The following is a 21630-nucleotide window of genomic DNA, read 5'->3' on the forward strand; positions in this document are numbered from 1 at the left end:
TGCGTGAAACGCAGGATGCCGCGACTCGGGCCGCTCTGCCGACACCTGGATGTCGGCCGTCGGACCGGCCGTCGGACCGCCCGTCGGATCCGTTCTGACGGATTCCGTCCGACGGATTCCGTCCGCCGGATTCGGTCCGCCGGGAGTTCGCGCTTCCGGTCGCGCAGTTCCCCGGCGGCGCGCAGACCGCCCGGCGCAGACCGTCCGGCGCACCCCGGAGCCTCTCATCGGCCCCCGGATGTCAGCCTGGGGCCCTGGACCGGCCACGGGGCTACGGGATCCATCCGGTTCATGACGCCCGCCACGACATTGGCGGCCACATTCGCCGCCGTGGCAGGGAGTTGGGCGATGAGGGCCGGGTGTCCGCCGCGGGCGGGGTGCTGGGCGAAGAGAGCGACCGTGGTGGACAGCTTCGCGTCGTACATGGTCTGCCACAGGGTGCGGGTTCCGGCACCGCCGGTGAACACGCCCCAGCGCCCGCCGGCGGAGTACAGGAGTTTGGCGACGAGCTGCGCGGAGGACGGGTCCATCGCGGTACGGGTGTGCGGGCGGGCTGTGTAGAGGGTGCGGCCGTCCCGGGTGATCCTCTGGACGGTGTACGGCTCGGCGTACGTGCCGCCGGCCGCCGCCGCGGCGTACGCGGCCGACAGCGAGAGCGGAGTGGGCGCGGCCCGCTTCGCGAGCGCGGTCAGCGGCGGGCGGAGCTTCACCCGGGTGAAGGGCTCCAGCGCCGTGCCCGCCTCCACCGCTCCGGCCAGTGCGTCGTTGAACGGCTGCCGGGCGTAGTTCGCGCCCCCGTACAGCACACGGACCGCGCCGTCGCCCGGCACCAGCGCGACGATCGCGGCGTGGAGGCTGATGCCCTTGGCGCCCGCCGGGTCGGCGACCGGTTCCGCCGCCGCGGCCTGGGCGGCGAGGTCGAAGGTGGTGCGGACGGTGTAGCCGCCGCGGGCCAGTTCGTCCTGGGTGATGCCGAGGCGGTCCGCGGCCTCCGCGGAGGCCGCGTCGATCAGGTACTGACGCTGGCCGTCCGTGGCCCCGGGCGGATAGAACCGGAACGCGGGGAGGCGGGCCGCGGCGCGCTGGGCGGGTGTGATCGCCCCGCTGTCGGCCATCGCGTCCAGAACCCACTCCCAGCGGCGCGTCAGTTTCGCCGTCACCTCGGCGTCCGAGCCCGCCTTCTCGTAGTACGAGGGGATGTTGATGACCGCGGCGAGGGCGGCACCCTGGCTGACCGACAGAGCGGCCGCGTCGACGCCGAAGTAGTTGCGCGCGGCGGCCTGGATGCCCGCGGCGCCGCGGCCGAAGTAGACCGTGTTGAGGTAGCCCTCCATGATCTCGTCCTTCGACCGGGTGCGGTCCAGCTTGATCGCGATCAGCGCCTCGCGCGCCTTGCGGGACAGCGACTGCTGGGGGCTGAGCAGGGCGTTCTTCACGTACTGCTGGGTGATCGTGGAGCCGCCCTGCCGGCCGCCGCCGCTCACCGTCGACCAGGCCGCCCGGAGAATCGCGGTCGGCGAGATCCCGGTGTCCGTACGGAAGGAACGATTCTCCGCGGCGATCACCGCCTCCTGGACATGCCGCGGCACCCGAGCGAGCGAGACCTCCTGCCGGTCCACCGGGCCACGCCGCCCCAGATAGTCGCCCCGGGTGTCGACGAAGACCGTGCTCTGTATCGCGGTCTCCGGGTGCGGCTCGGGAATCCCGGTGAGCCGGTACGCCACCACCGCCGCGCCGACGAGCGTGAGCACGAGGACGAGCAGGGCGATCAGCGCACGGCGCAGACGGCGGCCGCGGGTGCGGCGGGCCTTCACCCGCCGGTTGCGGAGGACGCGGCCGAGACCGGCCCGGACACGGGCCCCCGCGCCCGCGCTCTTCGCGGGGGCGGTGCTCCCGGCACGCGTCCCCCTCCAGGACGGCGCCCCCGGCACCGCTCGCGGGCCCGTCACGCCTTGTGAACCCCGCACACCTCGCAGGCCCGTCACACCTCGCAAGCCCCGCACGCCTCGTGGGCCCCGCACGCCTCGCGCGCCGCTCACGGCCGGTACCCCTGGCTCACCAGGACCGCGCCCGAGCTGTCGTACACCGTGACTCTCAGGGGATCCACGGACGGGGCGTTGTCCGGCGCCGGGGTGGGCGGCGCCGGGGTCACCGCGTACCAGGCGCCCCAGCCGGGCCTGCCCGCGAGGGTCAGGGCGGTGGCGTGGACGACTCCCGCGGCGGTCGTGACCTCGACGCGGGCCACTTCGCCCGAGCCGCGGAAGACCCCGGAGAGGAGCGTGCGGCCGTCGTTCCAGTAGGACGCCTGGAGCGAGACACGGGGGCCGCTCGGATCGGGGTTGGCGTTCATGATGCCGTGCGACTGGACGGGCATGCCCGGTTCCGTCCAGTGCGAGCCTTCCTTCGTCAGCCAGATCTCGGCGCCGGAGGCCACCCGCACCCGCTCGCCGGATGCCACGACCCGCACCCGCCCGGCGGTCTCCGCAGGGGAGGGGGTCGCGCTGTGGCCGTGGGCGGCGGGCGAGTTCGCCGACTCGCCGAACCCGAGGCCGGCGCCGTCGTGGACTCCCACCACGGCGAGCGGCACGAGCAGCGCACCGCAGGCGGCCCCCAGCACGGTGGTCCTGCGTCGGCGCCGGCGCCGACGGCCCTCGCGTTCGATCGCGACCAGTGGCACGGCGGAGGGTGTGACGTCGTACGCGGCGTCGGCGAGCAGCTCGCGCAGCTCCTCGGCCTCGGCCGACATGCGCTCGGAACGGGACGAGAGGCTCATGAGCGTGCTCCGGAGACGGGGTGGCGGCTGGCGAACACCGGGTGGTTACGCAGCGCCTGCAGGCCGCGCCGGGCATGGGTCTTGACGGTGCCTACGGAGCAACCGAGGAGCTGGGCCGTCTCGGCCTCGCCCAGGTCCTCCCAGTAACGCAGCACCAGGACGGCGCGCTGCCGTGCCGACAGCGCGGCCAACGCGGTGTCCAGCGCGGCCCGTTGGGTGACGGCCTCAGCGTGTCCGGGATCGCGCTGGTGCGCCCGCTCGGGCACGAAGGGCATCAGCAGCTGCGCGACGCGTCTCTTGCGCGTCCGGCTGAGGTTGTTGTTGACCAGCGAGCGGCGGACGTAGAAGTCGACGTCGTCGCTCGGGATGCGCCACCAGCGGGCGTACACCTTGGCCAGCGTCGTCTGGACGAGGTCCTCGGCGTCGTGGAAGTCGCCCGTGAGCAGGTGCGCGGTGCGCACCAGGCGGGGCCAGGCAGCGCCTGCGTACGCGGCGAAGTCGCCACTTTCGGCGTGGACTTGGGAGGTGGCGGTGAGGTTGTGCGGCACGACCTGCGGTCCCTCGGGTCGGGTGCGTGGGGGGTGGTTCGGGGCCAGGGAGCGATCAACTCCGCATCCCCGCCAAAAACGGACAACTCCTCGTGATGTAGCCGACGTTCGGACGGCGGGAGGATGCCCCTCCCCTCCTACAAACTCCCGGCGCCCGCCGGCCGGATGACACCGGCCGGAGATTTTCCGCACGGATGTGCGTCAGTCGAGCGCGCTCGCCGCCTGCCACTGGTCCCAGCTCAGGTTCCAGTCGCCGTAGCCGTTACCGACGGCGACCGTGTCCCGGGAGCCGACGACCTTGACGACGTCGCCGGGGATGACCTCGTCGTAGAACCGCTGCGCGGGGCCGCCGGTGGCGAGTCCGACACAGCCGTGCGTGACGTTCTGGCGCCCGCCGTAGGTGTTCGCCTTCGGGTTCTGGTGGAGGTAGGTGCCCGAGGTCGTGAGATGGACGGCGTAGTAGTAATAGCCCGCGTACGCGTCGCCGTACCCGACGCTCTGCGAGTTCATGAAGACCTTGGTGGCCTTGTCGGAGACGACCATCGTGCCGTTCCAGGTGTCCATGCCCGGTGCGCCCGCGGTGATCGGGACGCGGCGCGACGAACCCGCCTTCTCAACCGTCATGAAGTGTGTACGGACATCCACCGTGGCGACGAGGGAGCGGCCCACCGTGAAATGCCTGGTGATTCCGGCTCCGGCCCGGACGGTGACCGCCGTGCCGGGCTTCCAGTACGCGTGGGGCCGGAAGTCGACGCGCCCGCCGTCGGCGAGGTTGCGGTCCCTGACCCAGCCCCAGGACCCCTCGACATCGGAGGTCACCTTCAACTGCCGTTCCATATCGGCCCGTTCGGCGACCGGTATCGGGTGGTCGAAGGTCACCGAGATCGGCATGCCGACGCCCACGGTCTGGCCGTCGGTGACGTTGATGTGCGCGCCCGTCAGGGACTTGAGCGGTGTGCCGGAGGGCTTCGGCCGGGCCTTGCCCGTGGGGCCGGCGGTCCCGATGGCGGCCGCTTTCCCGCCCGGACCGACTCCCGTACCCCCGCTGCCGTCGGCCACCGCCTGCGCCGAACACCCGGTGAGCGCGAGCGCGCACACGGCCGCCGCGCTCCAGGCACGGGCGAACCGGCCCCGGCCGCCTCTCAGTTCCGTCGTCATGGTGATCCCCCTGTGGTGTGTTTCGATGTGCGACGTACGGGACCTGTACGCACGACAGGGACGGCCGGGTTGCACATGGCCGACGAAACTGCGGAATTTCCGGCGGGGGCCATGACCGAGGAAGAGTTCGACGCGTTCTACGCGACCGCGTTTCCCCGGCTGACCGGCCAGCTCTACGCGTTCACGGGGGACCACGGCGAGGCGCAGGACGTCGTCCAGGAGGCGTTCGTCCGCGCCTGGGACCGGCGGCGGGAGTTCCTCGCCGACGGGGCGCCCGAGGCATGGATACGGACCGTGGCGACGCGGCTCGCGGTGAGCCGCTGGCGCCGGGCGCGCCGCTGGCTGGAGCTGGTGCGGCGCACCCCGGTGTCCGACCACACTCCGGGCCCGGGCCCCGAGCGCACCACACTCATAGCCGCGCTGCGTACGCTGCCCGAGGCACAGCGGATGGCGATCGTTCTGCACCATCTGTGCGACTTGAGTGTCGAGCAGGTAGCCTCCGAAACCGGTGCCCCCGTCGGCACGGTCAAGGCCCGGCTCTCCCGGGGCCGGGCGGCGCTGGCACGGGTGCTCTCGGAGGATTCGGCGGACTCGGCCGGCTCCGCGCGTCCCATGGACTCCGCGGGCGCGCCCGGCAAGGGGGAGAGGGAGGACGACCGTGTCCGATGAACTCACCTCCGACCTGCTGGAGCTGGCGGCCGAGGGCGAACGGCCGCCGACGCTGACCGGTGCGCAGATCCGCGGCCGGGCGGTACGCCGCCGACACCGCCGCCGTACGGCACTGGCCGCGGCCGGCACCTCCGTCGCGGCAGCGCTAGCCCTGGTCGTGGCGGTGAACCTGGGCGACGACACGCACCGGAATCCGCCCCCGGCCGCGAGCCCCACCGCCACCCCGAGCCTGCCGCCCGCCGCGCCGGACGCCACGATCGACCTGGGCAGGCGCGTGGTCTCGGTCGCCGGCCGCGAACTGACGCTCACCTCCGACAGCCTGACGGGTTATGTGCCGACCCTCCGGTCGACGGTCACCGTGAAGGAGGCCTCCATGAGGGTCTCCGGCAAGACCGTCGGCCTCGGCGACGCGTACAGCTTCAAGGCCTCCTGGGCGATCGAACTCACCGCCCCCGACGGCACGACGGACTACGTCGGCGCCATGGCGGGCAACGAGAACGGCGTCCACACCTCGTCCCTCGGCTGGATCGGCCTGCGCCAGGCCGACGCCAAATGGCTGTACGAGCAGCTCGCACCGGGCTCGGTGGTCGAGATCAAGCCTTCCAGCGGCGGACCTTCCTCGCCGAACCCGACAGCGGGGGACGGGGGCGCGGTGACGGCGGGCGCGGGCCTGGTCACCGGCACGGGTGCCCCGGGTTCGGGAACCTCGGGCGGCTAACGCCGCTGGGCGGGGGCACTCCCGGCACCGGCGTGCGCGTCGGCGTGCTCGTCGATGTGCCCGTCGTTGTGCGCCTCGATGTGCGCGTCTAGCGCGGCGAACGTCGCCTCGGGCCGCTCGAATTGCGGCAGATGACCGGCCTCGGCGATCGACTCGAACCGCCCTCGCGCGAACGCCTGCGCGTAGGCCCGCCCGTACGCGGGCGTGACGATCCGGTCGCTCTCGCCCCACAGCACCAGGGCCGGGATCCGCACCCGGCCGAGCCGGTTCAGGAGCTTCGGGTCGTGCATGTACGGATTACCGGCCAGCACCCGCATAGTGGCCATGTTGGCCCGCTGGGCCGCGATCCGCTCCTCGGTGAGGGTGGCGGGGTCCACGGTGAACCGGGCCGGGTCGTGGAACGAGTAGGTGGCGATCTCGTCGGGCCGGAGCCCGAAGATGTCGCGGACCGGCTCTCCCGGGACGGCCACGCCCGCCGCGTTGACCAGCACCAGAGAACTGATCAACGCGCCGTCGTCGCGGAAGGCCATCTCGGCCCCGGTCCAGCCGCCGAGCGAGGAGCCGACGACGAGGACGTCACGGTGGCCCTCGTCCCTGAGCCAGTGCAGATAGGCGATCGCCAGGTCGTCGACGCCGGTGAACCAGTCGGGACGCTCGGTCCCGTTCCAGCCGGGGTGTGTGGGAACGACGGCGCGCATGCCGTGCCGGCCGGCCAGGTGCGCGGCGATGCCCTGGACGGTGACGGGTCCGCCGCCGCCGTGCAGGACGAGCGCGAGGCGGCCGTCGGCGGGGCCGGTCTCGGTGAGGGTGAGGGGGAGGTCGGGGCGTGAGTGGAAGGTACGGGTACGCATCTCGGTGTCGGTCATGCGCCCCACCGTATCTACGCATACGTATATACGCAACCTTAGATTCTGGATTAGGATGCGGACATGACCGAGAACCATGAGAACCCCGGGGCCCGCGCCGCAGCCGATCCGGCCCGGACCGGGACTGCTGCCGAGACCGGGACTGCTGCCGGGACAGGCACAGGGACTGCTGTCGGCAGCGGGACCGGCACCGGGACTACTGCCGATGGCGCCACCGGGCCCGCCGCCGCGAGCGGAACCGGCGCCGAGGCCGGGACTGCTGCCGGTGCCGACACCGGGGCTGGCGCCGGCCTCGCCGCTCCGGCCGCCGTGGGCCCGCATTCGCCCCCGGCTCCCCTGGCCCCCGTCGATCTCGAAGAGCTGGGGCGTGCCGTGAAGGAGGCGCAGTACCGGCATCACCGCACGCTCGACACCCGCCTCGCGGCGGTCGGCACGACGCTGGCGCAGTGGGACGCGCTGCGGGCGATCGCCCGTACGCCCGGAGCGTCCGCGCACGAGCTGGCGGTCGCGACCTTCCAGGGCGACCAGTCCTTCGGCACCCTTGCCTCGCGGCTGGCGGCCCAGCACCTCATCGAACGGCGGCCCGGTCGCGGCCGGCGTATCGAGCACCACCTGACGGAGGCCGGCGAGCGCGTCGTGACGACGGGGCGTGCCGTCACCCGCGAGGTCCTCACCGCGTCCTTCGGTCCGCTGGACGAGAGTGAACGGGCCACGCTGCTCGGCCTGTTGCGTCGCCTCGGTTCCCCGGGCGAGGCGCTCTAGGATCGGTGACCATGGAATTAACTGGTCTTATCGCCCTCGCCGGGCTCATCGTCGCCAGCTTCGCCGCTCTGGAAGGCAAGCTCGCCCGCACCGACCGCAGGCTCGCCCACGTCGAGCACCAGCTCGACCTGATACTCGACCGGCTCAGCATCCGCGAGGATCCCCCGCACCTGCCCGAGGTCATCGCTCTCGTGCGCGAGGGCAAGAAGATCCAGGCGATCAAGGCATACCGGGAGGCCACGGGGGCGGGTCTGAAGGAAGCGAAGGACGCGGTGGACGGCATGGCCTGACGCCCCCGCCGGTCCGGCGTGTCCGGTGCAGGGCGGCCGCCCAGGCCGTGCGACGCCAGAAGGGCCGCCCGCGTCCCACACCAAGGCGGCCCGCCGCCCAGCCGTCGGACGCGGAGGCAGTCCGCCGACGGCATCCGAGGTCAGAAGGGGTTGGCCACCCCGTCCGAGGTCAGAGCGGGGGTTGGGCCGGGGCCGGGCCGAGGGTCGTCGTGCCGGGGGCGGTGCGATGGCCGAGGCCGGTGCGGTAGGCATCCAGGGCCGCTTCCACGCGGCCGGTGCGGCGCAGCAGGTCGCCCAGCAGCCGGCACAGGTCCGCCAGGTCGCCCGCCGCCCCGGCCCGTTCCAGCAGGCTCATCGCCCGCACATAGTGCTCCTCGGCCGCCTCGGTGTCCCGGGCGTCCTCCGCGATGATGCCGAGCAGGCGGTGCGCGGCGGCCGAGTGGATGGCGCCCCGCTCGGAATGCAGATCGCCGAGCACCTGTTGCAGCAGCTCGCCGGCCTCGTCGGACTTGCCGCGCCGGTGCAGCACGTCGGCCAGTTCCACCGCGACCTGGCTGGTGTAGAGCGCGGCCCGCTTGGCGGAGAGCATGGCCTGAGCCTCCCGCAACTCGCTCTCGGCGCGCTCCAGTTCGCCGTTCTGTGCGTACAGGTATCCGCGCATCCAGTGGCAGTTGGCGAGCTCGGTGCGGATCTGGAGCTGCCGGTAGAGCTCGGCGGCCTTGGCGAGGGAGGCGTCGGCCTCGACGATCCGCCCCTCGGCGATCATCGTCCGCGCCACCGATCGGTGCATCCGCGCCACCAGGGCCGGGTCCCCGACTTGCGGCGCGAGGGCGAGCGCGAACTCGGCGGCCTGGGCGGCACGGGCGTGCGCGCCCATGTCCATGTAGGGCGCGATGACTCCCGTGTAGAGCAGGAGCAGCGCTTCGGGGTCGTGCAGGCCCGTCCGGTTGAGTTCGTCGAGAGTGGACTCGAACAGGTAGCAGGCGTAACGGAGTTCACCGGCGAGGTAGTGGGAGACCGCCCGGCCGCGCACGGCGGGCACCCGCTGCGGCAGCGGCGCGTCCCCCAGCCGCTGCTCGGACTCCTCGAAACGCCGCTGCGCCGTCTCCAAGTCCCCGATGTCCAGGGCGCATTCGCCGAGCCCGAGGAGCGCCGCGGCCTGCTCGGCGACCAGCCCGTGGGCATCCGCCTCCGCGAGCAGCGCGGCGTAGACCTCGGCGGCCGGCTCGGCCTCTCCGGTGGCGAGTGTGCGCTGCGCGTCGGTCAGCCTGAGCCTCAGGTCGGTGGCGAGATGGGCGGGCAGCCCGGTCGCCAGTTCCTCGTACGCGACCCCGAGCCGTCCGGCTATGTGCCGCAGCGCCGGTTCGGAGGCCCGCACCCGGCCGGCCTCCAAGGTGGAGATGTAGGCGGGCGTGTACGCGGGCTCCGCGAGCTGTTTCTGCGTCAAACCACGTTCCGTGCGCAGCTGTTGCACCCTGCGCCCGATGATCTCAGGGTCGTCCCGCTCCGCCATGGGTTAAGCATGCCATTAAGCCGAGTTAAGTCGGTCCAGCTTTTGACTACTGTCCAACCTCAAGTGCCCTCTTGCGATGTGAGCCCGGGAGCCTCTACGTTAAGCGGCGGATTAAGCATGCTTAATACGCCGCTGTTGTTGCGAGGTCCCCCATGCTCCGACGTATTTCCGCGCGCTACTCCAGAGGGCTCCTGGCCGCCCTCATCGCGGTCGCCGCGCTGGTCACGGCGGCGAACGTCGGCCCGGCGAGAGCGGCCGAACCGGTCCCCGCCGCGCACACCGCCTCACACGCCGCTCCGTAGACGGCGCCCGGCGCCCGCCGACGTTCACCTGACCTGCCCCGGGCCCCGCACCCGTCAGAGAGTGCCGTCCACGGCTGCCCCGACGAACGCGGCGAAGGCGTCGGCCCCGACAGTGAAAACCCCTTGGCCAGGGTTCTTCGAGTCGCGGAGGGCTACGCGAGTGGCCAGGGGGGCCACCTCGACGCACTCGCCGCCGCTGCTGCCGCTGTACGACGACTTACGCCACCGCGCACGCGTCAGATCCGGGCTGTTCCCCATGGCGTTCCTCCATCAGCCGAGCAGGGTGCCGTCCACCGCTGCCCCGACGAAGGCGGCGAAGACGTCGGCCCCGACAGTGAAGACCCCGAGGGCGGGGTCCTTCGAGTCGCGGAGGGCTACGCGAGTGGCCAGGAGGGCCACCTCGACGCACTGACCTCCGGTGTCGCCGCTGTACGACGACTTACGCCACCGCGCCGCCGTCAGATCCTGGCTGGTGCCCATAACGCTCCTCCATCACACGAGCGATCAGCTCGGCCGAGGCCTCAACGGACAGGGCAGCGGCCTTCAAATGATCGTATCGAAGGAAGCCCTCCTTGAGACTCGCCGGATTGGCCGTCATGTGCCCCTGCACGAAGTCCTCGGTGTAGACGATGTCCGGGTCGTCTTCGAAGCGCAGGAGGTTGAACGAACCCATCGATCCGAGGTGTTGACCGGCCTCGAACGGCAGCACCTGGACCTGCGTCCAGCCGTCACCCGGCAGATGCAACAGACGACCGAGTTGGTCTCGCATGACCTCTGCGCTCCCGACCCGCCGATGCAACACCGCCTCGTCCAACACGACCCACGCCACGGGCGGTTCGTCCCGGGCCAGGACCCGCTGCCGCTCCAGCCGGGCGGCCACCCTGGCGTCGAGGTCCTCTTCGCTCCGCGATCCCAACACCGCCCGCGCGTACCCCTGGGTCTGGAGAAGCCCGTCCACCAACTGCGCCTGGAACGAGTAGATATAGGCGGCCCTCGCCTCCATCTCCGCGTACGCCTGGAACCACATCGGCAACTGGCTTCGCAGGACCAGCCCCACGAGGCGGGAGAACGCCCCGCCCGTCAGCAGGGCCGCGTCGACGCGCTCGGCGAAATCCCGGGTCGGCACCTTGTGAGCGGTCTCGACCTGGCCGATCAGGGAGCCGGTGCAGAAGATGATGTCGCCCAGCTCGCCCTGTTTCAGCCCCGCGGCCTCTCTCAGCCGACGCAGCTCCGAGCCGAAGTAGTCCAACGGGGAAGCGCTGGGGTCCAGTTCGCGGATGTTGGGCATGGGACGGTCACCCCCGGGTCCGAACGCCGGGCGGCGTTCAATTCGACTTGTAGCCGAGCGTAATCGGACCACTCCACGCTGGAGTCGTGAATCATGCAACTGACCTGCCGAACGGGACGATCGACGCGAGGTACGGCATCCGCTTCACCGTGGGTGAGCACTCGGCGCGGCAACTGCGCCGGATCCTGAAGGCGTACCTGGTCGCCTGGGAGATGCCGGAGCTGACGGAGGCGGCGACGCTGGCACTGACCGAGCTGGTCACGAACGTCGTACGTCATGTGCCCGACCGGCGCGCCGCACTGCTGATGCTGTGGCGAACGGACGGCGTACGGGTGGAGGTGACCGACACCTGTCCGCGGCCGCCCCGGGCGCACCGGCCACCTCTGTCCACAGCTGTGGACGGCGAACCGGCGGAGGGCGGGCGCGGGCTGCTGATCGTGGACGCGGTGACCGACCGGTGGGGCTGGCATCCGCTGCCGGGACGCGGCAAGACCGTCTGGTTCGAGTGCCACACCGGGGTCCGCACCCCTGCGTGACCCACCCGCCGGGCGTGCCCGCGGCCGGGTCGGCAGTCGCCCCGCGGGTCGGGTCGCAGGACAGTGGCGAATCCCCCCTTACGAGGGTCACGCGGCGCCTACGCTGGCCCCGTGACCTCTACAGCCGCTCGCACTGCGCTGGACCTCACCGCCGACCTCCCGGTCCTCGCCCTGGAGGACCTCTACCGCGACCTGCACCGGCATCCCGAGCTGTCGCTGCGCGAACACCGCACGGCCGCCGCCCTCGCGGAGCGGCTGCGCAAGGCCGGGTACGACACGACCGAGGGCGTCGGCGGTACGGGCGTCGTCGGCGTCCTGCGGAACGGGGACGGGCCCACCGTCCTGCTGCGCGCCGACATGGACGCGCTGCCCGTCGCCGAGGAGACCGGGCTGCCGTACGCCTCGGGGACCGACGGAGTCATGCACGCCTGCGGTCACGATCTGCACGTCACCTGGCTGACCGGTGCGGCGGAGGCGCTCGCGGCCGGGCGCGACACCTGGTCCGGCACGCTGGTGCTGGTCGGGCAGCCCGCCGAGGAGACCGGCGAGGGCGCGGCCCGCATGGTCGCGGACGGGCTCCACGAACGCTTCCCGCGGCCCGACGTGCTGCTCGCCCAGCACGCGGTGCCCGGCCCCGCCGGGCTGTACGCGCACACCCCGGGCCTGATCATGTCCGCCTCGACCGACATCGACATCGTCGTGCACGGGCGGGGCGGGCACGGCTCACGGCCCGAGGCGACCGTCGACCCGGTGGTGACGGCGGCGTACATCGTGACGCGGCTCCAGACGGTCGTCAGCCGGGAGATCGCGGCCCAGGATTCCGCCGTGCTCACGGTGGGGCGGATCGAGGCCGGCACCCGGCACAACATCATCCCGTCCGAGGCCCGGATCGCCCTGAACCTGCGGACCCAGTCGCAGGACGTGCGGGAGCGGATGATCGCCGCCGTGCGGCGCGTCGCGGCGGGCGAGTGCGTGGCGGCCGGCTGCCCGAGCGAGCCTGGGATCACCGTCAGCAGCGACTTCCCGATGACCGTCAACGACGCCGACACCGACCGGCGGATCGCCGCCGTGCACGGCGAGGTCTTCGGCGCCGGGGCGATCCTCGACCCCGGTCCGGCCATGGCGAGCGAGGACTTCCCGCGGCTCGCGGCCGGTGGGATCCCCTACTCCTACTGGTTCGTGACCAGTACTCCGGCCGACGTCTGGAACGCGGCCCCGGGCGGCGACGACCTCATGACCCGGCTCGCGGCCGTGCCCAGCAACCACAGTCCGCACTTCGCCCCCGACCTCAGCACGGTCGCGCCGGGCGTACGGACCCTGGTGTCGGGGGCGCTGGCTTCGCTGTCGGCCGACGACTGAACTCCCCCGGACGCAGATCCAGGACGCGGGCCCGCGGTTCAGGCCCGCGCACTCAGGCCTGCGGACTCAAGGCCTGCGTCTGCAACTGGCTCAGCTGTTGACGCACGTGGTCGAGCGCGCCCTCCCGGCGGCCGGGCACGCGCAGCCTCAACCGGGCCAGCTCCGCGCCGAGTTCGCGGGCCCGCGCCGGATCGTCGACACGGCCCCACTGGTGGTGGGCACGGTCCACGGCCGACTCCACCTCCGGGGCGTCCGGCGCCTGGCCGGCGTCCAGCCGGGTCCCCGCGACAGCCAGCCAGATACGGCAGCTGCGCTCCGGGTCCCCCGCGAACATCGCCAGGTCCGCCCGTACCTCCATCCAGTGCAGCACCTGTTCGGAGCCGGCCCCGTGCGCGCGCAGCGCGTCCCGCTCCCGCCGCCCCGCCAGAGCGAGAGCCTCGTCGTGCCGACCGTCCCGGACGGCGACGGTGATCTCCTCGTGCGGATCGGACGGCGGTGAACTCACGTGCTGAGCCGTTTGGCCGGGGAGGATCACGGGCGGCGCGGGCGGCACGGTCGGTGGAATCGGCGGGGGCGGCGGGGTTAGCGGCGGAGACGTCACGGTCGTGAACCCCGGTGCCGGGGGCCATGGCTGTCCGGCCCACGACTGCCCGGGTGCGAACACCAGGTCCGCCGCCCCCGGCCGGGCGGTCTCCTCGCCCGACGTCCTCGCCAGGGCCTGCTGGTGGAGCTGGAGGAGAGGAGGGCGATGGCCGCTGCGGAGAAGGGTGGCGACGGCTCTCATGTACGTCGGCTGCGCCACCGTACGACGGGCCGGCGGCGGGGCGACGCGGCCGTACAGCGCGGTCGCCGGTCCCACCGTCAGAGGGCGCCCGGCGAGGAGCGTCCAGGTGTCCGCGTCCGCGTGCAGGTCGATGAAGACGGTCGTCGAACCCGGTGGGCGCAGCCGGAGTTCCTCGGTGACCCAGTGCCAGGGGAAGGCCGTGTAGCGGACCGTCGACGGGGTGGTGCGGGCCAGCGCGAGGTGCGGAAGCCTTTGGCGGCGGTCCAGTTGGAGCTGCCCCGTCAGGAACATCGTCAGCGGTCCCGGCGCCGTCGCCGCCGCGCGCAGCCGGGTCAGCACGGCCTGCGGCTCCAACGGGTCGGCCAGTTCGACGACGTTCGCGGTGTCGGTGCCCGACAGCACCGACGGGGCGACGGCCGCGAGCACGGGGAGCACGGAGGCCGCGTCCACCAGACACCCCTTGCCCACCGGCGAGGCAGCGAGGAGCAGCACGGTTCCGGGCATAGGTTCCCTCCCCCATCGATCAGGTACCTCAGCACCGTAACGGCTGCGCATGCAAACGGGGGACGCGAAGTGTGCGAACGTCCGGCCCGGCCCAGGTCCCGAAGTCCGCGTCCCTGGCTCCCGCTACGTCCGGCGCTCGCCGCGCGCCCGGCGCCGTACCGCGAAGATCGTCGTGTCGTCGGCGAGCCGGCCCCCGCAGTGGTCCAGGGTGCCGTCGCGCACGAACCGTACGAGGAGGTGCGGGTCCGCGGTGCGCGGGTCCCGTGCCAGCGCCTTCGCGAGGGCGCTGCGGAGCGGGAAGAAGTCGCCCGCCGCGTCGCGGGCCTCCGTCACCCCGTCCGTGACCAGGAGCAGTGTCTCGCCGGGAGCGAGCGGGACACGGAGCACCGGCGGCGGCGCGAGCGCCAACTCGCTGAGGCCGAGCGGGAGTCCGTCCCCGGGCGGCAGGCTCCGTAGGCCGCCGGGGGTGACCACGAGCGGAGGTTCGTGGCCGAAGTTGATGACCTCGACGGTGTCCGGTGTGTTCTCGGGGAAGGCGACCAGGACCCCGGTCGCGAAACGGTCGCCCTCGTCGCGGCCGAGCGCCGCGCAGTAGCGGACGTGCCGCAGCATCCTGATCTCCAGCCGGCCGGCGACCGTGTCGAGGACCCGCTCGTGGTACGCCGCCTCACGGAACGTGCCGAGCAGCGCGGCCGCCGCCTCCACCGCCCCGAGTCCCTTGCCCTGGACGTCACCGAGCAGCAGACGGGTGCCGTGCAGGCCGGGCTGGATGTCGTAGAAGTCGCCGCCGACCCGGGCCTCGCTGTCAGCGGTGAGGTAGACGGCCGCGTGGTCCAGGCCACCGAAGCCCGACGGCATCGGACGCAGCACGGTGCGCCGGGTCGTCTCGGCGACATCCCGCATGTGCAGCATGCGCCGCTCGCCGCGCACCCGCACCGAGCAGGCGAGGGTCGCGAGGACGCCGCCCGCCAGGACGAGAATGAGATCCGGCAGGCCCGTCTGGTACTGGTGCGGCCACGACGTGTCCACAGCGCCGTAGGTGAGCAGCGACAGCACGCCGAGAGCCACCGTGCCCAGCACCCCGCAGATCGTCGCCGCGATGGCCGGTACCAGCACCACCCAGGAGATGATCCGGAATCTGCCGGAGGTGTTCGCGTCGAGCAGGGCGATGCCGACGAGCAACAGCAGTGGCGGCGCCCAGGCGACGCTGCGCCCGTGCACCCACAGTGGTTTCTGCCGCCGGACGGCGTCCAGCGGCCCGGCGTGCGGGAGCGGGCCGAGTACGGATCTCCGGTCGGCCACCTCGCCGTACCGCCTCCTTGTTCGTGCTCTCAGTAAGCGACGGACATGCGGCCGTGCGGGTGAATGGGCATCTCCAGCTGGTCGACGAAGGCCATCGCGTAGTCCTCGGCGCTGATCCGGCTGTGGCCTTCCGCGTCGGTCAGCATGCGGTCGCCGCCGATCCTGAATTCGCCCGTGCGTTCGCCGGGGCCGATCTCGGCGGCGGGTGAGATGTAGGTCCAGTCGAGGTCGTCGACGTCGGTCCGCAGGTAGGCGAGGGCGTCGCGGTGCGCCAGCGCCTCGGGAAGGTAGGCCTCGGGGAAGTCGGGCTGGTCACAGGCGGCCTCACCGGGAGCGACCTCCAGGGTGCCCGCGCCGCCGACGATCACGAGCCGGTGCACCCCGGCCGTCCGGACACCCTCCACCAGGGAATGGTTGAGGGCGAGGAAGGGTTCGCGGGGATCCGAGCCGTCCCGGGGCGGGACGCAGGCCGACCCCACCGCGTCCGCGTCGGCCACCAGTTCGGCGACCTTCTCCGCGTCCGAGGCGTCCGCCGCCGTGGCGGCGACCCCGGGGACCGGGGACTGTCCGGACCGGCTGACCGCGACGACCTGGTGTCCGCGCGCCGACGCCTCCGTGGCGATACGGCTGCCGACCATGCCGGTGGCACCAAAAAGTACGAGCTTCATGCACCTCAGCGAAGCACGCGACCATGATCACCGCATCCCGGCGGAGCACCCGGCCTTGATCGCCGCGCCGGTGGCGCGGCCCGGTGAAAGGGGGCTCCGTGGGCGTCCCGTCCCGACTTGCCAGGGGCTCCGGCGAGGTGTGACCTGGAAGGCGGGGCGAGCAGAGAGGAGTCCTTCCATGGCTCAAGCCGCACCCGTGTCAGGGACACCACGTACATCAGGATCGACCGACGTCTTCGGGGAACAGACCCACACGATCGCGAAGTGGGCGGTACCCGTCACCGGCGGGCTCATCTACGGCTACTGGGCCGCCGCCATCAACCGGAACGCCGGTGGCATCACGGGCTGGAACGTGCTGTTCGGCTTCGTGTGCGCCATCGCGTTCGCGGCGGCCTACATCGGCGTCCGCATGGTGGCGCCCACGCTGCGCCGCGAACTGCACGCGCTGGTGTGGGCAGTGTTCGCGGGCTGCGCGTTCGGTTTCCTGTACAGCCAGACCGACGCGACCGTCCTGCGGTCCGTGTTCATGTCGCTGCCGGTGGCGGTGGGCGTGTTCGCGGTGGCGTTCTACCGCTACTACACGCACGAGGACGCGGCGGGAAAGGCGAGCTGACGTCGTCCTGTGCCGCTCCGACGTCGCAGGACGTCGGAGCGGCACAGGGCGCTACGGCGCACGACGGCATTCGGCGCCACGGCGCACGAGGCCCCGGCGGACTGCCGGGGCCTCATGCGTCTCCCTCACTCACCTACTCACCTGCCACCTGGGACCCAGTCCCAGGAGTTCGGGGAGGAACCGGACACGGTCCAGCTCCACGCGCTGGAGACGGTGAAGGTCCAGGAACCGGAGGCGGTCACACGCCAGCCGGGGTCGTCGGCCGGGTTCCGGTTGTTGTCCCGGTGCGCGTTGTGCCACGTCCCGTCCTTCTGGTCGGGACACGGGTCCGAGCAACTCGGCACCCACCGGCCACCGGTGTCGACGAAGGCCGCGCTGGCCCAGGCATGGGCGCCGACGAGCCAGTACCAGCTGTTGTTGCCGGACACGCTCTGCCCGCTCACCGCGCACTGGACGCGGTCCTGGCTGCCCGGTGAGAGCGAGCCGACGACAGGCGAGTTGGTGCTGGGCTGAAGCCGCAGGTTCAGTTCTCCACGGGAGACGACGGTGCCCCAGACGGGACTGCCGGAGCCGCCACCGTCGCCGGCGTGCGCCGACGGAGCCGCCGCCATGGAGGTGCCTGCGGCCGCGACGGTCAGTACACCGCCGCTGAGCAGGGCCGCGGCAAGAGTCCGCAGGGCCGGGGTGGTGCGCATATCGGCCTCCTTTTCCCCAGATCCAGGAAACACCCGTTCGGGTGAGGGCTCCACCTGAGCGGCCAAAGCCCTTGGGGCCACTGGGATGCACAGGGTGAGCACGCCGTCGGGGGCCTCCGGCGAGGTCCGGGACGGGGTCACGGGCGGCCTTTCGAGTGCGGCGGTTGCCCGTTCGGCTTGTCATATGCGCCCATTTGCAGTCAACCCGGTCGCGTACGGCGGCCGGGAGGCCTTGCCTGAAGACGTGTCCCCTCGTGTCCGGAGCGCTCTGTCGGCCGTGCTGATCGTGCTCGCCTGCCTCCTCGCGCCGCTCGGCGCGCTGTCGACGTGGGCGACGTACGGGCTCGGCGACTCCGAGCGGTACGAGGCCACCATGGCGCCGCTCGCCGCCGACGACGACGTCCGGGACGCCATCGCGGCCGGCGTCACCGACGACATCCTGCGCGAAGTCCACGTACGGCCAAGGCTCCAGGGGCCGGTGAACCACTTCGTACGGGACGCCGTGCGCTCGTTCACCGAGACCGAGGCCTACCGCACCGCGTGGGAGGCCGCCAACATGGCCGCGCACGACGCCGTGATGCGGGCGCTGCGCGAGGACCGCGAGGGTGCGGTGACCGTCGACCTCGCACCCGTCACCGAGCGGGTCAAGCGCCGACTCGCCGACGACCACATGCCGTTGGCCAACCGGATCCCCGTCGAGCACACCGAGATCACCGTGCTCGAGGCCGAGGACCTGGCCCGGCTCCGGAAGGGGTTCCACGTGCTCGAAGTCGCCGGTTTCTGGCTGCCGGTGGCGTCGGTCGTCTTCGCAGCGGTCGGGATCGTCATCGCCGTGCGCCGCCGCCGAGCGGTCCTCGCGACGGGCCTCGGCACCGCGCTGGGCGCCGCCCTGCTCGGTGTCGCGATCACCGTCGGCCGCAGGCTCACCCTCGACGACCTGCCGCCCGACGTGTCCCGCATGGCCGCGGGCGCGGTGTACGACGCCCTCACCGAGACCCTCCGGTTCGTCAGCTGGCTGCTGCTGGCCGTGGGTCTGACGGTGGCTCTGACCGCCGCGCTGGCCGACGCGTACGCGCGCTACCGGCGGGCGGCCGAGGCGCCCTTGCAGACTCAGGCCGAGCAGTCGACAAGCGTGGGTGCCTGACTCCGCCCGAGCACGCGGAAGGCGCCACCGACCGGACTTCGCATCGGGCAACCCTCGCAACCCTCCACCGCCGCACCCCCTCTTCAGGGGAGAATTCGGACACCCCACGCGGACGAGCGGAAGGCCGGGAGTTGGACACTGCGGCGGCTGAGTGGACGGGCGCGGAGCAACCGGCGTACCGGGAACGGCGGACCGGACGGACCTTTGCGATCTGGGTGGCCGGGCTGCTGCTGGCCGGGGTGAGCGTCGTCGTGGGCTGCCGGGCGGCCGACACCGACGGGATCACGCCCGTACCGCAACTGCTGGCGTTCCTGCCGTGGCTGCTCGCGCCGACCGGCCTCGCCCTGCTGCTCGCCCTGCTCACGCGCTGGTGGACCGGACTGGTGTGGGGAGTCGCCGTCCTGGGGTTCCTCGCCTGGTTCATCGAGCCCTACGGCAAGGCCGCCGAACCCCACGGGAAGCCGCTCGCCGAGCTGCGGGTCATGACCTCCAACGTGGAGTTCGGCCGGGGTACCGGTTCGCTCATCGCCGCCGTACGGCAGCGCGGGCCCGACATCCTGTTCGTCGAGGAGTGCGAGTACGGGTGTTCACGGGCGCTGGAGGACGCCTTCGGGGGCAGCGGGGGCGTCTATCCGTACCGTGAGGCGGTCGAGGGGGCCGGGTCCGACGGGTCGGTCGTCATGAGCCGGTTCCCGCTGACGGGCGCCGACGGAGTGCGCGGAACCATGGGCATGCCGGGCGCCGTCGCCGACGTGCAAGGCCACGCCGTACGGCTGCAGCTCGCGCATCCGATGCCCCCGCTCCCGGGCCAACTCGACGTATGGCGGCACGAATTGGGCGAACTGCGCGACTATGCCACGAAGTCCGGCGAACCCACCGTTCTCGCCGGGGACTTCAACGCCTCCCAGGACCACGCCGCCTTCCGCCGCATCCTCGACACCGGGCTGCGCGACAGCGCCCGGCTCGCCGGCTCACCGCGCGCCCCGAGCTGGCCGTCCAGGACCACACCGACGTTCGGCGCGCAGATCGACCACGTCCTCGTGTCGGCCGGCTTCTCCGCCGAACGGGCCTTCTTCCTGCGGATCAGCGGCAGCGACCACCGCGCCCTCGTCGTCGACCTCACCCTCCACCAGCGGGACTGAGCCGGGTCCGCCCCCGGGAAAACCGCCATACTCGGTACATGTCCCGCGAGTTCCCCATCGGCCTCACCCCTCCCGACTGGCTGGTCAGGAACCTCAAACCACAGCGGGTGCCCGTCAACCGGGCCGCCGCCGCCCGCGCCGCCGTCGCCCTGTCGCTCCCCCTCGCCATCGGCCTCGCCTACGGCCGGCCCGCGTACGGCGCCCTGGCCTCCATGGGCGCGCTGTCCGGAGTCATCAGCGACACCGCGGACGCGTACCGCATGCGGATCTTCAACATCGCCGTCCCGCAGTTCTTCGGCGCGATCGGCGTCACGATCGGCGCCGCGGTCTTCGGGCACGGCTGGGTCGCCGTCGCCGCCGTGACCGGGGTCGCCCTGATCTCCGGGATGATCTCGTCGATCGGCGCCGTCGCCTCCGTCACCGGACTGCTGCTGCTCCTCAACTGCGTGATCGGCGCCGGACTTCCGCTGCCCGGCGCCTGGTGGCTCGCCCCGCTGCTGATGTCCGGCGGCGGGCTCCTCGTCCTCGCGCTGACCCTGCTCGCCTGGCCGCTGCGCTCGGGGGTGCCGGAGCGGTCCGCCGTCGCGAGCACGTACCGGACGGTCGGGGACCTGCTCGCCGCGAGCGGCACCGACGACTACGAACGCCTCCGCGTCACCGTCACCCAGTCCCTGAACGAGTCGTACGACATCGTCCTCGCCCGGCGCGCCTTCCACCACGGCCGCAGCCCCGACCTCGTCCGGCTGCTCGCCCAGCTGAACGCCGTCACCCCCGTCGTCGAGGCCGCCCCCGCCGCCCACCAGCGGGGCGAACCGCTGCCCGCCGAGATCGCCGCCGCCGTACGCCGACTGGCCGAGACCGTCGAGACCGGCGGCACCGGCCCCCTGGAACTGCGGCTGCCCGCCCCGGCCGACGAGACCGGGCGCGCCGTCGACCACGCCCTGCGGCACGCCGCCGACGTCGTGACGGAACGGTCCCCCGACCCGCACGCCCTCGACGACCGCCTCGGCCGGCCCGCCGTGCTCCGCGTCCGCGCCGCCCGCGCCACCCGCAACGTCCTGCTGTCGGCGGCCTCCTGGCGCTACGGCATCCGCCTCGCCCTGTGCATCGGCCTCGGCCAGGTGCTGGTCTCGACCGTCGCGGTGCCGCGCTCGTACTGGGTCGCGCTCACCATCACGTTCGTCATGAAGCCCGACTACGGCTCCGTCTTCTCCCGGGCGCTGCTGCGCGCGCTCGGCACGGTCGCGGGCCTCGTGGTCGCGGCGGCCGTGCTGACCGTGGTGCCGCGCGGCTGGTGGGACGTGCCCGTGCTGATGCTGCTCGCCGCGCTCATCCCGGCCCTGACCCCCCGTGGCTACGGCTATCAGACCGCCGCCATCACCCCGGTGATCCTGTTGCTGTCCGACATCCTCAACCACCAGGGCACCGGGCTGATCGTCCCCCGCCTCGTCGACTCCCTCATCGGCTGCGCCATCGCCCTGGTCGCCGGATACCTCCTCTGGCCGGAGAGCTGGCACGCCCGGGTCGGCGACCGGCTCGCGGACGCGGTCGCCGACACCGCGGGCTACGTCGAGCTGGCCTTCGGGGACTCCGCCGAGCCCGCGGCCCGCGCCCGCAGCAGGCGCCGCCTGTACCGCGACCTGTCCTCCATCCGTACGGAGTTCCAGCGCGCGCTGACCGAACCGCCGCCCAGCGGGCGCCGCGCCGCCGCCTGGATGCCGCTCGTCGTCGCCGTCGAACGGATCGTGGACGCGACGACCGCCGCCCGGGTCCGCGTCAAACAGGGCGCGGCCGAGCCGTCCGCCGTCGAGATCTCCACCATCGCGCGCCAACTGCGGGAGCTGTCCGAGGGCCTGCGCGAGACGGACGTGCTCGTCGCCGTCCGCACCGATCTCATGGGGCCCTCGGACAGCGTGCTCGAACCGGTGCGGCAGGAGGTCGCGGCGGCCAGGGCGATCGCCTCACCGCACTGACCGAAGCCGTGCCGGGGCCCGGA

General features: G+C 72.6%; 24 protein-coding genes. 11 read left to right on the forward strand and 13 right to left on the reverse strand.

Going from position 1 to position 21630, the window contains the following annotated elements; genetic code table 11:
* Positions 1-224: 224 nt before the first annotated feature.
* The 4 genes from ACFYR3_RS04295 to ACFYR3_RS04310 form a co-directional block, all read right to left on the reverse strand.
* Positions 225-1949 (reverse strand): transglycosylase domain-containing protein, encoded by a 1725-nt coding sequence (locus ACFYR3_RS04295; RefSeq protein ID WP_355846624.1) that lies wholly within the window; start codon positions 1947-1949, stop codon positions 225-227.
* 86 nt (positions 1950-2035) lie between these two features.
* On the reverse strand, positions 2036-2773 hold the full coding sequence (locus ACFYR3_RS04300) for a hypothetical protein (RefSeq protein ID WP_389281410.1): 738 nt from the start codon (positions 2771-2773) through the stop codon (positions 2036-2038).
* Positions 2770-3321 carry a SigE family RNA polymerase sigma factor gene (locus tag ACFYR3_RS04305; RefSeq protein WP_389281412.1) on the reverse strand — a complete coding sequence of 184 codons (552 nt, stop codon included), beginning with the start codon at positions 3319-3321 and terminating at the stop codon, positions 2770-2772. The genes ACFYR3_RS04300 and ACFYR3_RS04305 overlap by 4 nt, the downstream gene beginning before the upstream one ends.
* 201 nt (positions 3322-3522) lie before the next feature.
* On the reverse strand, positions 3523-4479 hold the full coding sequence (locus ACFYR3_RS04310; protein WP_389281414.1) for a L,D-transpeptidase: 957 nt from the start codon (positions 4477-4479) through the stop codon (positions 3523-3525).
* Between the two features lie 111 nt (positions 4480-4590).
* Between ACFYR3_RS04310 and ACFYR3_RS04315 the strand changes: the two genes are divergently transcribed.
* Together ACFYR3_RS04315 and ACFYR3_RS04320 are read left to right on the forward strand one after the other, a co-directional pair.
* The gene (locus tag ACFYR3_RS04315) at positions 4591-5148 is read left to right on the forward strand and encodes a SigE family RNA polymerase sigma factor (protein WP_355846636.1); all 558 of its coding nucleotides are present in this window, start codon (positions 4591-4593) and stop codon (positions 5146-5148) included.
* Positions 5138-5866 (forward strand): murein L,D-transpeptidase, encoded by a 729-nt coding sequence (locus tag ACFYR3_RS04320; protein ID WP_355846639.1) that lies wholly within the window; start codon positions 5138-5140, stop codon positions 5864-5866. Before ACFYR3_RS04315 ends, ACFYR3_RS04320 begins: the two co-directional genes overlap by 11 nt.
* Here ACFYR3_RS04320 and ACFYR3_RS04325 read toward each other — a convergent pair.
* Positions 5863-6732, reverse strand: a complete 870-nt coding sequence (locus tag ACFYR3_RS04325) for an alpha/beta fold hydrolase (protein WP_389281417.1) — start codon at positions 6730-6732, stop codon at positions 5863-5865. The genes ACFYR3_RS04320 and ACFYR3_RS04325 overlap by 4 nt on opposite strands.
* Positions 6733-7068: 336 nt before the next feature.
* On the opposite strand from ACFYR3_RS04325, the gene ACFYR3_RS04330 reads away from it, so the two are divergent.
* Together ACFYR3_RS04330 and ACFYR3_RS04335 are read left to right on the forward strand one after the other, a co-directional pair.
* On the forward strand, positions 7069-7494 hold the full coding sequence (locus ACFYR3_RS04330; protein WP_389281610.1) for a MarR family winged helix-turn-helix transcriptional regulator: 426 nt from the start codon (positions 7069-7071) through the stop codon (positions 7492-7494).
* Between the two features lie 11 nt (positions 7495-7505).
* Positions 7506-7784: a ribosomal protein L7/L12 gene (locus ACFYR3_RS04335; protein ID WP_355846645.1), complete on the forward strand. Its 279-nt coding sequence runs from the start codon at positions 7506-7508 to the stop codon at positions 7782-7784.
* Positions 7785-7953: 169 nt separating this feature from the next.
* Here ACFYR3_RS04335 and ACFYR3_RS04340 read toward each other — a convergent pair whose 3' ends face one another.
* Positions 7954-9297, reverse strand: coding sequence for a tetratricopeptide repeat protein (locus ACFYR3_RS04340; protein WP_389281419.1), 1344 nt, complete (start codon positions 9295-9297; stop codon positions 7954-7956).
* 152 nt (positions 9298-9449) lie between these two features.
* Here ACFYR3_RS04340 and ACFYR3_RS04345 point away from each other — a divergent pair, with 152 nt between their 5' ends.
* Complete coding sequence (locus ACFYR3_RS04345; RefSeq protein ID WP_356783762.1) at positions 9450-9599, forward strand: hypothetical protein; 150 nt, start codon at positions 9450-9452, stop codon at positions 9597-9599.
* A 54-nt stretch (positions 9600-9653) separates the two neighbouring features.
* On the opposite strand, the gene ACFYR3_RS04350 is transcribed toward ACFYR3_RS04345, so the two are convergent.
* The 3 genes from ACFYR3_RS04350 to ACFYR3_RS04360 are packed head-to-tail and all read right to left on the reverse strand — an operon-like array spanning position 9654 to position 10887.
* On the reverse strand, positions 9654-9857 hold the full coding sequence (locus ACFYR3_RS04350) for a DUF397 domain-containing protein (RefSeq protein WP_355846654.1): 204 nt from the start codon (positions 9855-9857) through the stop codon (positions 9654-9656).
* 12 nt (positions 9858-9869) lie between these two features.
* Positions 9870-10079, reverse strand: a complete 210-nt coding sequence (locus tag ACFYR3_RS04355; RefSeq protein WP_355846657.1) for a DUF397 domain-containing protein — start codon at positions 10077-10079, stop codon at positions 9870-9872.
* Positions 10039-10887 carry a Scr1 family TA system antitoxin-like transcriptional regulator gene (locus tag ACFYR3_RS04360; RefSeq protein WP_389281422.1) on the reverse strand — a complete coding sequence of 283 codons (849 nt, stop codon included), beginning with the start codon at positions 10885-10887 and terminating at the stop codon, positions 10039-10041. Before ACFYR3_RS04360 ends, ACFYR3_RS04355 begins: the two co-directional genes overlap by 41 nt.
* A gap of 86 nt (positions 10888-10973) precedes the next feature.
* On the opposite strand from ACFYR3_RS04360, the gene ACFYR3_RS04365 reads away from it, so the two are divergent.
* Both ACFYR3_RS04365 and ACFYR3_RS04370 read left to right on the forward strand, forming a co-directional pair.
* On the forward strand, positions 10974-11423 hold the full coding sequence (locus ACFYR3_RS04365) for an ATP-binding protein (RefSeq protein WP_355846663.1): 450 nt from the start codon (positions 10974-10976) through the stop codon (positions 11421-11423).
* Between the two features lie 111 nt (positions 11424-11534).
* Positions 11535-12782, forward strand: a complete 1248-nt coding sequence (locus ACFYR3_RS04370; RefSeq protein ID WP_355846666.1) for an amidohydrolase — start codon at positions 11535-11537, stop codon at positions 12780-12782.
* 52 nt (positions 12783-12834) lie between these two features.
* Here ACFYR3_RS04370 and ACFYR3_RS04375 read toward each other — a convergent pair whose 3' ends face one another.
* From ACFYR3_RS04375 to ACFYR3_RS04385, 3 genes are all read right to left on the reverse strand, one after another.
* Positions 12835-14070, reverse strand: coding sequence for a hypothetical protein (locus ACFYR3_RS04375; protein WP_355846669.1), 1236 nt, complete (start codon positions 14068-14070; stop codon positions 12835-12837).
* 123 nt (positions 14071-14193) lie between these two features.
* Complete coding sequence (locus ACFYR3_RS04380) at positions 14194-15372, reverse strand: PP2C family protein-serine/threonine phosphatase (RefSeq protein WP_355846672.1); 1179 nt, start codon at positions 15370-15372, stop codon at positions 14194-14196.
* 29 nt (positions 15373-15401) lie between these two features.
* A complete protein-coding gene (locus ACFYR3_RS04385) occupies positions 15402-16040 on the reverse strand; it encodes an NAD(P)H-binding protein (RefSeq protein WP_355846675.1) in 639 nt (212 codons plus the stop codon).
* 178 nt (positions 16041-16218) lie between these two features.
* Here ACFYR3_RS04385 and ACFYR3_RS04390 point away from each other — a divergent pair, with 178 nt between their 5' ends.
* Positions 16219-16653: a hypothetical protein gene (locus ACFYR3_RS04390; protein WP_355846678.1), complete on the forward strand. Its 435-nt coding sequence runs from the start codon at positions 16219-16221 to the stop codon at positions 16651-16653.
* Between the two features lie 137 nt (positions 16654-16790).
* Here ACFYR3_RS04390 and ACFYR3_RS04395 read toward each other — a convergent pair whose 3' ends face one another.
* Positions 16791-17348 carry an SH3 domain-containing protein gene (locus tag ACFYR3_RS04395; protein ID WP_355846681.1) on the reverse strand — a complete coding sequence of 186 codons (558 nt, stop codon included), beginning with the start codon at positions 17346-17348 and terminating at the stop codon, positions 16791-16793.
* Between the two features lie 244 nt (positions 17349-17592).
* Here ACFYR3_RS04395 and ACFYR3_RS04400 point away from each other — a divergent pair, with 244 nt between their 5' ends.
* The 3 genes from ACFYR3_RS04400 (at position 17593) to ACFYR3_RS04410 (ending at position 21607) form a co-directional block, all read left to right on the forward strand.
* Complete coding sequence (locus ACFYR3_RS04400) at positions 17593-18492, forward strand: hypothetical protein (protein WP_355846684.1); 900 nt, start codon at positions 17593-17595, stop codon at positions 18490-18492.
* A 131-nt stretch (positions 18493-18623) separates the two neighbouring features.
* Positions 18624-19634, forward strand: a complete 1011-nt coding sequence (locus tag ACFYR3_RS04405) for an endonuclease/exonuclease/phosphatase family protein (protein WP_355846687.1) — start codon at positions 18624-18626, stop codon at positions 19632-19634.
* A gap of 38 nt (positions 19635-19672) precedes the next feature.
* Complete coding sequence (locus ACFYR3_RS04410; RefSeq protein WP_389281427.1) at positions 19673-21607, forward strand: FUSC family protein; 1935 nt, start codon at positions 19673-19675, stop codon at positions 21605-21607.
* The last annotated feature ends 23 nt before the right edge of the window (positions 21608-21630 follow it).

The organism is Streptomyces sp. NPDC005784 (assembly GCF_042871525.1).
Classification (GTDB): domain Bacteria; phylum Actinomycetota; class Actinomycetes; order Streptomycetales; family Streptomycetaceae; genus Streptomyces.

What these genes read in the sequence shown, in the direction of transcription:
- ACFYR3_RS04300 (WP_389281410.1), bottom strand. Translation starts at nt 2,773, where the DNA reads ATGAGCCTCTCGTCCCGTTCCGAGCGCATGTCGGCCGAGGCCGAGGAG.
- ACFYR3_RS04310 (WP_389281414.1), bottom strand. Translation starts at nt 4,479, where the DNA reads ATGACGACGGAACTGAGAGGCGGCCGGGGCCGGTTCGCCCGTGCCTGG.
- ACFYR3_RS04315 (WP_355846636.1), top strand. Translation starts at nt 4,591, where the DNA reads ATGACCGAGGAAGAGTTCGACGCGTTCTACGCGACCGCGTTTCCCCGG.
- ACFYR3_RS04325 (WP_389281417.1), bottom strand. Translation starts at nt 6,732, where the DNA reads ATGACCGACACCGAGATGCGTACCCGTACCTTCCACTCACGCCCCGAC.
- ACFYR3_RS04335 (WP_355846645.1), top strand. Translation starts at nt 7,506, where the DNA reads ATGGAATTAACTGGTCTTATCGCCCTCGCCGGGCTCATCGTCGCCAGC.
- ACFYR3_RS04340 (WP_389281419.1), bottom strand. Translation starts at nt 9,297, where the DNA reads ATGGCGGAGCGGGACGACCCTGAGATCATCGGGCGCAGGGTGCAACAG.
- ACFYR3_RS04345 (WP_356783762.1), top strand. Translation starts at nt 9,450, where the DNA reads ATGCTCCGACGTATTTCCGCGCGCTACTCCAGAGGGCTCCTGGCCGCC.
- ACFYR3_RS04350 (WP_355846654.1), bottom strand. Translation starts at nt 9,857, where the DNA reads ATGGGGAACAGCCCGGATCTGACGCGTGCGCGGTGGCGTAAGTCGTCG.
- ACFYR3_RS04355 (WP_355846657.1), bottom strand. Translation starts at nt 10,079, where the DNA reads ATGGGCACCAGCCAGGATCTGACGGCGGCGCGGTGGCGTAAGTCGTCG.
- ACFYR3_RS04360 (WP_389281422.1), bottom strand. Translation starts at nt 10,887, where the DNA reads ATGCCCAACATCCGCGAACTGGACCCCAGCGCTTCCCCGTTGGACTAC.
- ACFYR3_RS04375 (WP_355846669.1), bottom strand. Translation starts at nt 14,070, where the DNA reads ATGCCCGGAACCGTGCTGCTCCTCGCTGCCTCGCCGGTGGGCAAGGGG.
- ACFYR3_RS04385 (WP_355846675.1), bottom strand. Translation starts at nt 16,040, where the DNA reads ATGAAGCTCGTACTTTTTGGTGCCACCGGCATGGTCGGCAGCCGTATC.
- ACFYR3_RS04390 (WP_355846678.1), top strand. Translation starts at nt 16,219, where the DNA reads ATGGCTCAAGCCGCACCCGTGTCAGGGACACCACGTACATCAGGATCG.
- ACFYR3_RS04395 (WP_355846681.1), bottom strand. Translation starts at nt 17,348, where the DNA reads ATGCGCACCACCCCGGCCCTGCGGACTCTTGCCGCGGCCCTGCTCAGC.
- ACFYR3_RS04410 (WP_389281427.1), top strand. Translation starts at nt 19,673, where the DNA reads ATGTCCCGCGAGTTCCCCATCGGCCTCACCCCTCCCGACTGGCTGGTC.